The organism is Bradyrhizobium sp. CCBAU 53338, assembly GCF_015291665.1.
Taxonomy (GTDB): Bacteria; Pseudomonadota; Alphaproteobacteria; order Rhizobiales; family Xanthobacteraceae; genus Bradyrhizobium.
Genome location: NZ_CP030049.1, coordinates 407649 through 419291, shown reverse-complemented (window position 1 = coordinate 419291; position 11643 = coordinate 407649). Strand labels below are relative to the sequence as shown.

Genomic DNA, 11643 nt, shown 5'->3' with positions numbered 1-11643 from the left:
TCGCTTCCTCATGTCGTTGCGGGGTCAAATCCGGACGTCGCTTGACAGCCGCCGACGCTTGCGACCTAATCCTTCTCGGACCCCCACCAATGCGCGGTCGATCGTCGCAGCGCTCATTGCCAAAAGTTTGTCGCGGATCTCGGGGGTAAGGTCGAGGTGGCCATGCCGTTCCATCGCCTCAATCAACGCAGGCATTAACGCCTTCAGCCGCTTCCCGCAGATCCGGTCTGACGCCTCCCAAAGGAGCACGAGCGCGTTGTGTTCTACCTCATTATACATTCGACGTCGCGCCCTTCGGCTTGGGCGCGCGTCTTCCTCACCTCGAAGTAGTCGCATCGCCTGCTTGCGATGGAATCCGGTGATGTCGACGAACTCGTCCAATATCCGCGTCTTCTTCGCGCGATCCGAACGCCGATAGCGCGCGCCTGCTGCCGCCGTCAGTTCCTTCCGCGTTGCCATGCTTAGCCACCCCATCTTCGCCCCCGCTCGCTCCCGATCCAAGGGAGCAATTTACGTGAGGCAACGGCTCAGCATTTGGTAACAATTAGGGCGAGACAATGCGGAGTCTCACCCTGATCGCCGCCGCGCAAAAGCCAACCGATCGGAGGACGAGGCAAGGCTTAGGCAGTTTATTTTTGCTGTGCGAAGAGCCTTGGCCTCACACGTCTGCAAATGAAGGAGGCCGGCGCTCACACCACGCTTTTAGGCCCTCTCGGGCATCAGGTGATGTTAGGCTTTCGAAAAACTTCGCATTGATCTCGACCGGGTCAGCAGTGCCTCGACGAATTGAATTGAGCGACGTCTTCAGGCCCCGGAGAGAAGCCGGCGAACGCTGGGCGAGCATCCCGGCAAAATGCTCTAATCGCGCTTCAAGCGCATCCGAAGTACACACCTCGGTAAGATAACCCATCTGTAACAACGTGATGCTGTCAACTTGCTCGCCTGTTAGAAAAAGGCGTTTCGTTTGCGACAGGCCAAGCCGCTCCACGTAACGTCGTAAACCAGAATAGTAGTACTGAATACCGAGGCGAGAAGGAGACATTTGCAAGAGACATCCCCGCGTTCCGATACGAAAATCACATGCAAGCGCGAGGTCAGTAGCGCCTCCGTAAATGTTTCCATTCAGGCCGCATATAGTAGGAAAGGGGCATTCTTCGACAAGATCGCACATCGCGGCGAACAGGGCTGTACATGCCGCCGCACGATCACTCGACAATGTATCCAGGTCAAATCCTGAACTAAAACTTGGACCTTGAGCCGTTATCATTAGTACTCGCACGCTCGACTGCCGAGCCAAAGTCGCGACGATTTCAGAGAAAGTCTCGATGTCTGTTGGCTCGAACCGATTGTGCTGCCGAGACCGGTTCAATTGAATTCTCGCGATCCCTTTTGACACATGCAAGGTCGGCAAGTTCCCGAGCTCAGATGCTTCTTCATTCCTTTGTTTCCCTGCTGCGACCTCACTTCCAAATTTATTCATTCGATTCCCTCGACTGGCGAAACCTGCGCTGCAGGGACGGGTAGGTGAGGCGCGGTTGTCAACGATGAAGCACAGAAGCTTCGGCCCTATGCCCTCAGCCCCTCCGTATTCTTTTTACGTTGACAGATATTTTTTTTACATTCAATAGAATATCTCGGAAACTGGCCCTGCCGGCAGCGCGGCGAGGAGAGGCGTAAGTCATGTCCAACCGCAATTTCTATGTCCTGGTTGAGGGGAGGGCCGAGGCAAACCCGACAGACGTGCTCCTAGAGCTTGAGAGCGGCGAAACGCTATCCGCTCAGTGGCTGCACAAGCTCTGTGGTAGCTATGCCAGCGTCTTCCGGCGGCTCGGATGTGCGGTCGGTGATCGCGTGGCCGTCCAGGTCGAGAAGTCCGCACATGCTTTCGCGCTCTATCTTGCCTGCCTCCGTGCTGGGCTCTGCTATTTGCCCATCAACACAGCTTATCGCTCAGCTGAGTTGGCCTACCTTCTAAAGGACGCGCAGCCTTCCTTCCTTCTCAGAGGACCAAATACGGAAGCTCTTCCCGACATGACGGTGCCTCGGTCAACCAAGGTCTTAACGTTTGGCATCCGGGGTGAAGGAACATTCGCATCACTTGTCAAAGCAGGAGAGACCTCGTTTAGCACCGTCGAACTCAATGGTGCGGCTCCCGCAGCTCTCCTCTACACCTCAGGCACAACCGGCCGGCCCAAGGGTGCTCTGATCAGCCATGCTGCGCTCTCGTACACCGCTCAAACGCTGAGTCGATTGTGGGGCTTCTCGTCTTCGGATGTTCTGCTACATGCGCTGCCGATCTTCCACAGCCATGGTCTATTCATCTCATTCAACGTCGCGCTGGCAGGCGGAGCGCGAATTCTCCTGCAAAATAAATTCGATGTAAGTCCAGTGCTCGACGCAATTCCTCGCTCAACCGTTTTTATGGGAGTGCCAACTTACTATCATCGTCTATTGACCTGCCCTTCGCTGGCCAGCTCTCTTTGCCGAAACATGCGACTGTTCATATCCGGTTCGGCACCACTATCGGCTCCGATGCATCGCGATTTTGAAACTCGGACAGGGCACCGTATCCTGGAGCGTTATGGTTTGACCGAGGCAATGATTCTCTGCTCGAACCCCCTGGAAGGTGATCGTCGACCAGGTTCGGTAGGGCTACCGATTCCCGGTGTTGATTTGCGTATTGCAGGCGAGCGAGATGAAGCTCTGCCTGTCGGACAAGTAGGTATCATTCAAGCGCGAGGACCGGGGCTTTTCTCCGGTTACTGGAACAATGCTGAGCAAACCAAAGCCGAGCTCACAGCAGACGGGTTCTTCCGTACCGGCGACATGGGTCTCGTCGACGAGAAGGGATACGTCTCGATTACAGGCCGCGCCAAGGATCTCATCATCAGCGGCGGATACAACGTCTATCCCGCAGAAGTTGAGGCTGTAATCGATGAACTGACTTCCGTTAAGGAGTCAGCCGTTGTCGGAGCAACTCACGCGGATTTCGGAGAGTGCGTCGTTGCCTTCGTAATTGCTAGCGATAAGAGCGACCCACCGAGCGAAAGCGAGGTGATTCAGCAGGTCAAGCGAAACATGGCAAGTTACAAAACCCCCAAGAAGGTCATCGTAGTCGATGATTTTCCACGGAATGCTATGGGAAAAGTCTTGAAGAAGGAGCTCCGGACGACACTAGCGGACTTTCCCACGCTTGGCTCGGATAACGCCAATAGATAATCGGCCTCCCTAGGCTAACTGGAGATTGCACACTTGTGCGCATACCATCCCGCTGAATTTCAAGCGCTGACATTTCATGATGCGGTACCCGCCTTCAGAGAAGGACGAGATAGCCCGCGCAAATACCTTGAGCGCTGTCTCGAAACGATCGACGCTCGCGAGCCCACCGTGCGAGCTTGGGTCGAAATGAACGTGCGAGAGGCGAGGTCCGTGGCTGATCGATCCACAGCGCGTTACCTCGCGGGACGAGAGCTTTCGACCATCGATGGCATGCCGGTCGGGATCAAAGACCTCTTTATGACAAAGGATATGCCCACGCGTATGGGATCTCCCTTGTTCAGAGACAATCACACTCATCAAGATACGGCTTGCGTCCAGGCATTGAGAGCCGCGGGCGCCATCGTGCTCGGTAAGACAGTGACGACGGAACTCGGCATGTCCTACCCTGGACCGACTACCAACCCGTTCAGCCATCGCCATACCCCCGGCGGATCGTCGAGCGGATCGGCAGCGGCCGTCGGCGCGCGGATGATACCTGCGGCAATCGGAACGCAAGTGGCTGGCTCGGTGATTCGACCAGCGAGCTTTTGCGCGAACTATGCGATCAAGCCGACAATGGGCGCCATCCATCGTGGGGAGCGTCTGGCACTTAGCCAAAGCCACGTGGGGATCCATGCTGGCGACCTTCGTGACATGTGGCATGTGTCGATTGAAGTCGCAAAGAGATCAGGCGGCGATCCCGGCTATCCCGGCCTTTACGGTGAGACAACTCTTCATCCGGCAACCCGGCCACTACGAGTGATTGTGATGGAGGCCCAAGGTGCGGCAGAATTGGACGACGATTCCAGAGACGCATTTGAACGGTTCCTCACTCAGCTTCGCCACGCCGGCGTCCACACCATCGACAGAACCAACCACTCGCTGGTCGACTCGTTCGAACGTGCCATCGACGAAAGTCTTGAAATTACTCGTGACGTTTGTGCCTACGAGATGCGCTGGTCACTGGAGAACCTTGTAGAAAGGTTTGGCGGAGGGCTGAGTGACAGCTTGACCTCTCGTCTGGAACTCGCGAGAAAGATGAGCATAGATGACTATCGTCAACTACTCGCCCAGCGCGATAAGGCAAGAGCAGCCCACGCCGCAATTGCTCATATCGCCGACGCTATCGTTGCTCCGTCCTCCGTTGGACCAGCTCCAAAATTAGACAATCAAGGACTTGACTCGGGCATCTCACATACAACAGGCCTGCCGAGTTACAATGCTGTTACCTCCGTCTTAGGGGCGCCAACTATCACGCTTCCGCTTCTTGCGGTGAGGGGAATGCCTCTCGGAATTCAGGTTATTGGCCAGCAGCATACCGATCAGCACCTTGTAGGTTTAGGGCGTTGGATCAGCGAGACTATTCCGGCGCGATCGGTCTAATCTCTGCTGGCTCATTCTGAGTTCGACCGGCATGGGCCCTTGGCGAGGTAAATTCGGCAGCATCTGATCTCGGGCCCGTATGTTCGTCGATCGTCTCACCATAGGTAGGGGAAGTAGCGCCTAGGTTGAGCGCCGGGCCGGCAAATCGCGTGCTCCTTCGAGTATTGTTGGGCTAAAGGTTCGAGCCTTTGAGCTACCGGTTGACGAACCGGTCCGCCTCTCGTCGCGATACAATTGCGAAACTTTTCGCTATCTACTCGCGGATCGTGGTATGAACTCCCATACCCGCGGGCAGGACCGTGCTCAAATTCAACCGAACTAGCGAAATCGCCAACTGGATCAAGACCGAAATTGATTCCGGTGCTTTGCAGCCAGGATCCAAGCTTGATGAAAAGCAACTCTCCGACAGGTTTAACGTTTCGAAGACCCCTGTCCGGGAAGCCCTGATACAGCTGGCATCGCGTGGCTTGGTAGATCTGAAGCAGCGGAGGGGTGCGACCGTCTCGGTTCTGAGTGCGGAGCAAATTGTCGCTATGTTCGAAGTTATGACGGAGCTTGAGGGAATGTCTGCAAGGCTGGCCGCGGCGCGAATGCCGACGGACCTACAGGCGCGCCTCCGCGACATACACTCTCGCAGCGAAAGCGCGCTTCACAATGCGCAGCTGTACGATGCAATTAATAAAGAGCTCCATGAAACTATCTACGAGGGTGCGCAAAACTCATATTTGGAACAGTCGATAAAAGAGACCCGCGCTCGCCTGCGTCTCTATCGTCGGTACCCATTCCAAAAACCAGGTCGCATTCAACAGTCCTATCAAGATCATTGCTCAATTGTGGCAGCGATCACCCGAGGAGATGCCATGGCGGCTGCTCAGGCTATGCACGATCATCTCACGACTGGCGGACGCGTTTTCGCAGATCTCGTGGCGGAAGCCGCTCGTTTTGCGAATACACCTGATAAGGCGGCGGGATAACCCCGCCCAATTGCCTCCACCTACTCGGCAACTCTTCTCGTCTTCTAACCCGCGTGGCGCGATATGGCGCGAGCAGCAATGTGGAGCACGAACTATCACCGGTCACATAAAACCTACTGATCAACTCAACCGACGAATTGATGATTTTCTCGCTTGCCGATGACACATCGATCGGATCGTATTACATCATCTGCTTCACCTTCCAGGCGCCATCCCTCGCAAATCCCACAAGGGCTGCAGGAATTCTTCAAGTCGGCAAGAAAATGCGACGCAAATCTCTGTACGATACTAGTATCCTAAGCGCATGGAATATATCGGAGACGACCTCGCGGGGACCGACAAATGACGCTCCAATCGAACAGTCACAACAGCCCGCAAGCGATTGGCGCTACTCCAGTACACGAGCATCTCTACCATTTCCATCGCCGCGATTTTCGTGCCGGGCGGCTCTTCTTGTTGGCCCGTAGGAAGCGGGCACGCACAGAGACGGGCCAACCGCCGATGTTGCTCGCCGTAGCGCCGGCGACACAAAGGCGGCAATCACCGCGGCTGAGCGCTCATTTCCGGTCCGCCGAATTCTTGCCTGCAAAAGCGCAGCAATTCTGAGGTCGTGGGCCGGACTAATGCGGAAGAGCTGGCGCTTCTGGTCGCGAGCGAACAGGGCCAGTTATGGATGAACCCGCGATAAGAAAACACTCTTGTGAACGAGCAACAGGCAGCCCGCTCTTGATCAAGGCTTTCCAACGAAACTTGGCTCATAGGCCGACCGAAGGTCGGTCTCAAGAAGCGCGAGTCGCCGTCACATGATAGGCCCAGGCCCGATGGAACGATCCTTGCTAGATTGATCGGAAGGGTAGATCAAACCCAGGAGCGATACATGAAGAATTATGACGGCCCCATTGACCCTCAAAAAACAGCATTGCTAGTTGTCGACCTGCAGAACCACGAGATTTCTGAGGAAGAACAGCGCAAATATCCGGAGTACGTGGACCGCGTGAAACATCAGATCGTGCCGAACGTCCAGCGGCTACTGCAAGCCGCGAGGTCGTGCGGCGTGGAAGTGATGTACACGGTAATCGAAAGCCTCACCAAGGATGGGCGCGATCGTTCGCTTTGCCACCGTAAGCTAGTCATCCCAAAGGGGTCATGGGGAGCTCAGGTAATTCCCGAGATAGCGCCTGGCGAAGACGACATCGTCTTACCAAAGACAGCTTCTGGGGTATTCAGTTCGACCATCCTGGAGCGGGTTCTTCGTAACATGGGCATTGAGGAGGTAATTGTTGTTGGCGTTTTAACGGATCAATGCATCGATATGGCGCTGCGCGACGGTGTAGATCGCAGCTTCCATATGATTTGCGTCACCGACTGCTGCGCCGCCTATACTGAAGAGAGACACAATTACTCTCTTCGTATGCAATATGGCGCTGTCCGGAAAGTGACGACGGAGGAGATTGTATCGGAACTCTCAGGCAAGTTATTCGCCCGAAACAGCTGAGATTTCCCTTCTTGAGATTCCCTCAGTAAGCCGAGCGGTTTGTTTTCTGTCTCTTTTCCGCTGAGCAAGAGATGCAAAACGAGATCCTAACGTCTTACCCCTGAGAGGGAATCTCGAAGAGCTGCGTTGAAGCGTATGACACGCGCGTCAACGTTAACACCTGTGGCGCTTGTGCATTGCGGAGACTTCGGATGCGAAAGAGCCTGGTTTGCGTGCTGCGCAGACTATAAACCGTAGATCAAAAGCCATGCGACGAGGAGATGCAAGCCGTGCCGCGTAAACTTCCCAACACGCCTGTTGATGTCTGGCGCACAACTCCGGAAACGTTGGACCTGGCGGAAAACGCCAAGCGATTTGGCTGGTGGGATTTTCCGCTCGAAAGCGCTGCAACAGATTCGGCAGAAATGGATGGAATTGACCGCGCGTACTGGTTCTATAAAAGCGCGCGCCCAATTACGAGAACATCACGGGATGTTTCTGATGCGTTGTTCTTGAACGACAAGTCTATTGTGGAATTACCGACTGCATTTCGAAAGCAGCAGACTGCGACTCTGAGTGCACTGGGGGATCTGATCCAGGCGCGCGGGCTAGAACACTCTAAGGATCTTTTGTTCGAGAGCATCGAAGCCGCTGTCTTCAATGCCGATATCTCTTTCGCGAATTATGAATCTGTGGTGGCAGACGATCATGTCGTGAGCGAGGCTATAGGCGACGGCCGCTCTTCGATGATGTGTTGCTCATCGGCCCAATATTCCGCATTAACAGAACACCAGGGTAGACGTTTCACGATTCTTAACCTCGCGAACAATCACTCATTGGACTTGGGCGTTCAGGGTCTTCGAACCACTCAAGAGCTCTGCAGAGCGAATGGGATCATTGAAATCGGCGCCCCTCGATGCGCCGAGGAGTACGGCCGGGGCACGGTTTTCACGAAGAGGGGCATCAGGTTCGGGTTCGTGTCGGTCACATTCGGTCTCAATGGGCGACCCCTACCCGACGGTGAACATTATTGTGTGCACGCGTCACCGCTCATGTCCAAACGTGTCGTGGCCGATCTTGAGCTACTCAAATCGCAAATAAGGAGCTGTAAACATCAGAATGCCGATGTCATCATCGCCTCAATCCATTGGGGCTTCGAATTCGAGTTTTTTCCAAGACGAAAGCAAATTGAGCTCGCTCATGCGCTTGTGGAGGAAGGCGCCGACATAATTTTGGGCCATCATCCTCACGTAGTTCAGCCGATCGAGTACTACCGCACTACACGTGATCCCAACCGAGTTGCGGTCATCGCTTACTCCTTGGGTAGCCTAACTTGGGACTGGTATACGGCTCCACATTTAATTTTGAGCTTGATGCTGAACTTTCAGTTCGCAAAAGGTGATACAAGTGCAGGAAGCCGTACTTACATCGAAAGTGTCACCGCTACTCCTTTGTTTAGAAATATCTTCTACAGGGGCGATAACAAAGTGATGCGCATTGAACAACTTAGAGACCACCTGGATGCGAAAAATGCCGACTTCGGTCACTTAGAACAAATGCAACAATACGTAGACTTGATTTCGGGCCGCGGAGCCCCGGTTTGACGAGCTCGCGACAGCCTCTCATCCAAATGCTCTCCGCCATCAGGTGCGACCGTGAATGTGTAAGCGGAGTGACCTGCCACTGAATGTTCATCCAGCGGCAGTTAGAGTCTCGGAGTTTTGTGCAGCGAGACCGAACTTTGGACCACCCGGAACTAGAGTTTTGCGCCTCTGATCACGTTGGCGGGCTGGTGTCGCCGACGTGATTTTGCAGCAAAATCGGCGGCCGATTGCCGATCGCCCCGTGGGGCCGTTCTTCGTTATAGTATCTTCGCCAAGTCTCCACCTTTTGCCGGGCATCCGCAAGGGACAGGAACCAATGGGTGTTGAGGCATTCGGCCCGGAAGCGGCCGTTGAAGGCTTCGATGAAGGCGTTGTCGGTCGGCTTGCCGGGTCGTGAGAAGTCCAGCGTGACGCCGCGCTGGTAGGCCCAGAGGTCAAGATCGCGCGACACGAACTCGCTGCCTTGATCGACCCGGATCGTCGCCGGGAGTCCCACTTCATTGCAAACCCTTTCCAGTACCTCCACGACATCGGTGCCGCGGAAGGTGAGCCGCGGCTCCAGTGCGGGCGAGAAGCGGGAGAAGATATCGACGATCGTGAGCACCCGGAGATTGCCGCCGGTGGCCAGCTGGTCATGAACGAAGTCCATCGCCCAGATCTCGTTGACCCGCGTCGCGGGCCGTCGGTCGTCGCGCAACTTGGCCTTGACCCGGCGCTTGGGCGATTTGTTGCGCAATTGCAGGCCCAATTCGCGATAGATGCGACGGGTCTTGTTCTGGCCGTGACGCCATCCCTCGCGGCGCAACAGCACATGGACGCGGCGATAGCCGTAGCGGATGCGAACATGGCAGATCTCCTTGATCCGAGCTTCGAGGGCCGCCTGGCCGGAGCGACGAGATTTGTAGTGATAGGTCGATCGATCGAACTCGAGGGCCTTACAAGCCTTGCGGATCGAGACCTGCCACTCCCCGCAAACCTCATCGACGAGCTTGCGCTTCCGACCAGGCTTCACAGCTTTCGGCGGATCACGTCCTGCAGCATCTCCTTGTCGAGCGATAGGTCCGCCACCAGCTTCTTCAGCTTGGCGTTCTCGTCCTCGAGCTGCTTCAACCGGCGCATCTCGGTCGGCAGCAGTCCGTCGTACTTTTTCTTCCAGTTGAAATAGGTCGCCTGGCTGATCCCGGATTTGCGGCAGATCTCCGCAACCGGGACCCCGTCGTTGCCCTGCTTCAGGATAAACGCCTTCTGGGCGTCCGAAAACTTCGAGGCCTTCATCGTCGTCCGCTCCTCCCAGCCGAGGGGATTCGGCAGCGCAAGACTCTAGCCAAAATTGGTCCAGTTTGCCGGCCTCAGGTCAGCGGTAGCTGAAGCGCCGCCGCTCGTTGGCGAAATCGCGCAATCGGCCACGCAGAATTGCGTCCGGCGGGCGGCTGGAGCGATAGCGGATCATCTGTAAGCGCGATTTTCTCCGCACGCCGGCGGTTTTGATGGACTGCCTTGAATCGGGCGATGCGGGGCCGTTCAGGCGGTGGCGGCTTTGTGGAAGTTGAAGGGCAGCAGGTCTGCAATATCGGCGTCGCCGGCGCGCTGAGGCGATTCGGTGAGGACGTGGCGCAACCACGCTAACGGCACGACACGTGAGGCGCGGCAGGTCAGCATCAGGCTATAGACGACGGCGCTGGCCTCGGCTCCGTCCACGGTATCACTGAACAACCGTAAGCGGTACGAGCAGACCACGGACCTGGCGTGGACGGCCTACGCGCGCCGCTGGAAGCGCATAGGCATCCAGAACTGCCGCAGGGCCTCAACGGCTATTGGAATGTCGCGCCAGGCGTTTTGAGCGACGGGCAGCGTTGCCAGCGTATGGCGGGCCGGGGGTAGCAAGGGTCGACCGGCGTCATCGATGCAATGGACCAGGATCGGCCGCAGCATAAGGTGTTCGGTTCCGTTCGGGGAGAGAAGCCGCGACCAGACGAGAAGCCGAAGCTTCATGACGGCGTGGAAGCCCATGCACCAGGGCTGCGGGTCGACGTCGCCGTCCGGCGATCGCAGGAACAGCGGCTCGAAGCTCTCCGGTCTCGTCGACAGCGTCTCGCTGATCGCGTTGTGGCGCATCAGCGTGGCAGCGATCGCCGAGAACTCCTCGGTGTCGTGATTGAAGGCGTCGGGATCTACGCCAAGGAGCGGGCACACCCATTCCTCGGAGGCCATCGAGACCGGCCCGGCGACGACAGCGGCCACTGCGCCGTCGAGCATGGAGAGCGACGTCGCCCGCGGATGCCGAAGCGTCGGCGACCTGGCGCGCTCGCTCATCCATTGCCCGAGCCGCTCGAATGACATGGCATAGTTCGCCATCGTCGTCTTGCGTGCTTTTCGCGTTCCCCGCCGTTGCTTCGGCTTCGTCATGCCACGGCTCGCTTTTCGGCTTCGCGTGCGGCCTTCCAGTTCCAGGCCAGAAGTTCGTGCAGCTGGTTGGCCTTCGCGGCGCCGCTCACCATGCGCTCGAGAACGTCGACGAGATAGGCCTCGGGGTCGAGGCCATTCAATTTGGCCGTGTTAAGAAGCGAAGAAAGTATCGACCAAGTCTCGCCTCCGCCTTCGTCACCACTGAACAACGAGTTCTTTTTTCCGATCGCAATCGGCCTGATTGATCGTTCGACCGTGTTGGTGTCCGCCTCGAGCCGCCCGTCGTCCAGGAATGCCGTCAGGCCCTGCCAGCGTTCGAGCATATAATCGATCGCCTTGATGAGCGTCGAGCGGCGGGAGATCCCGTCCTTCACCGCGATCAGTCGAGCCTTCAACGCCTCCATGAGCGGCTTCGTCTCGGCCTGTCGCGCCGCGCGGCGTTCCCCGGCGCCGAGACCGCGGATCCTCTCCTCGATCGCGTAGACGGCTGCGATGCGCTCGATGACCTCCGCGGCGAAGGGTGAGTTCGTCGTCTTGTGCACCC

At 56.7% G+C, this 11643-nt stretch carries 9 protein-coding genes and 2 pseudogenes; 5 read left to right on the top strand and 6 right to left on the bottom strand.

Features of this window, described 5'->3' with window-relative positions:
- Nucleotides 1-48: 48 nt before the first annotated feature.
- A pseudogene (locus XH90_RS36155) lies at nt 49-474 on the bottom strand (ISNCY family transposase); the annotation flags it as partial.
- A 184-nt stretch (nt 475-658) separates the two neighbouring features.
- On the bottom strand, nt 659-1480 hold the full coding sequence (locus tag XH90_RS36150) for an enoyl-CoA hydratase/isomerase family protein (protein WP_128929836.1): 822 nt from the start codon (nt 1478-1480) through the stop codon (nt 659-661).
- A 200-nt stretch (nt 1481-1680) separates the two neighbouring features.
- Here XH90_RS36150 and XH90_RS36145 point away from each other — a divergent pair, with 200 nt between their 5' ends.
- The 5 genes from XH90_RS36145 to XH90_RS36125 all read left to right on the top strand — a co-directional run bounded on the left by XH90_RS36145 (nt 1681) and on the right by XH90_RS36125 (nt 8693).
- Nucleotides 1681-3219, top strand: a complete 1539-nt coding sequence (locus tag XH90_RS36145) for an AMP-binding protein (protein ID WP_128955112.1) — start codon at nt 1681-1683, stop codon at nt 3217-3219.
- A gap of 33 nt (nt 3220-3252) precedes the next feature.
- Nucleotides 3253-4641: an amidase gene (locus XH90_RS36140; RefSeq protein ID WP_128955113.1), complete on the top strand. Its 1389-nt coding sequence runs from the start codon at nt 3253-3255 to the stop codon at nt 4639-4641.
- 299 nt (nt 4642-4940) lie between these two features.
- On the top strand, nt 4941-5615 hold the full coding sequence (locus XH90_RS36135) for a GntR family transcriptional regulator (protein ID WP_128929839.1): 675 nt from the start codon (nt 4941-4943) through the stop codon (nt 5613-5615).
- A gap of 877 nt (nt 5616-6492) precedes the next feature.
- Nucleotides 6493-7110, top strand: a complete 618-nt coding sequence (locus XH90_RS36130; protein WP_128929840.1) for an isochorismatase family cysteine hydrolase — start codon at nt 6493-6495, stop codon at nt 7108-7110.
- Between the two features lie 269 nt (nt 7111-7379).
- Nucleotides 7380-8693, top strand: a complete 1314-nt coding sequence (locus tag XH90_RS36125) for a CapA family protein (protein ID WP_164934300.1) — start codon at nt 7380-7382, stop codon at nt 8691-8693.
- 172 nt (nt 8694-8865) lie between these two features.
- On the opposite strand, the gene XH90_RS36120 is transcribed toward XH90_RS36125, so the two are convergent.
- The 4 genes and pseudogenes from XH90_RS36120 to XH90_RS39670 all read right to left on the bottom strand — a co-directional run bounded on the left by XH90_RS36120 (nt 8866) and on the right by XH90_RS39670 (nt 11641).
- Nucleotides 8866-9968, bottom strand: a protein-coding gene (locus tag XH90_RS36120) for an IS3 family transposase (RefSeq protein ID WP_128929842.1) whose coding sequence is annotated in 2 segments (ribosomal slippage) — nt 8866-9707 and nt 9707-9968 — 1104 coding nt in all. Because the reading frame shifts where the segments join, the coding sequence is not laid out codon by codon here.
- 246 nt (nt 9969-10214) lie between these two features.
- Nucleotides 10215-10406 (bottom strand): annotated as a pseudogene (locus XH90_RS36115) (transposase domain-containing protein); the annotation flags it as partial.
- Between the two features lie 42 nt (nt 10407-10448).
- Entirely contained in the window at nt 10449-11099 is a 651-nt protein-coding gene (locus XH90_RS36110) for a UPF0149 family protein (RefSeq protein ID WP_237867281.1), read from the bottom strand.
- Nucleotides 11096-11641 carry a transposase gene (locus XH90_RS39670; RefSeq protein WP_128955114.1) on the bottom strand — a complete coding sequence of 182 codons (546 nt, stop codon included), beginning with the start codon at nt 11639-11641 and terminating at the stop codon, nt 11096-11098. Before XH90_RS39670 ends, XH90_RS36110 begins: the two co-directional genes overlap by 4 nt.
- Between the last annotated feature and the right edge of the window lie 2 nt (nt 11642-11643).

Coding starts and splice junctions, on each gene's coding strand:
- XH90_RS36150 (WP_128929836.1), bottom strand. CDS start 1,480: ATGAATAAATTTGGAAGTGAGGTCGCAGCAGGGAAACAAAGGAATGAA.
- XH90_RS36145 (WP_128955112.1), top strand. CDS start 1,681: ATGTCCAACCGCAATTTCTATGTCCTGGTTGAGGGGAGGGCCGAGGCA.
- XH90_RS36130 (WP_128929840.1), top strand. CDS start 6,493: ATGAAGAATTATGACGGCCCCATTGACCCTCAAAAAACAGCATTGCTA.
- XH90_RS36110 (WP_237867281.1), bottom strand. CDS start 11,099: ATGACGAAGCCGAAGCAACGGCGGGGAACGCGAAAAGCACGCAAGACG.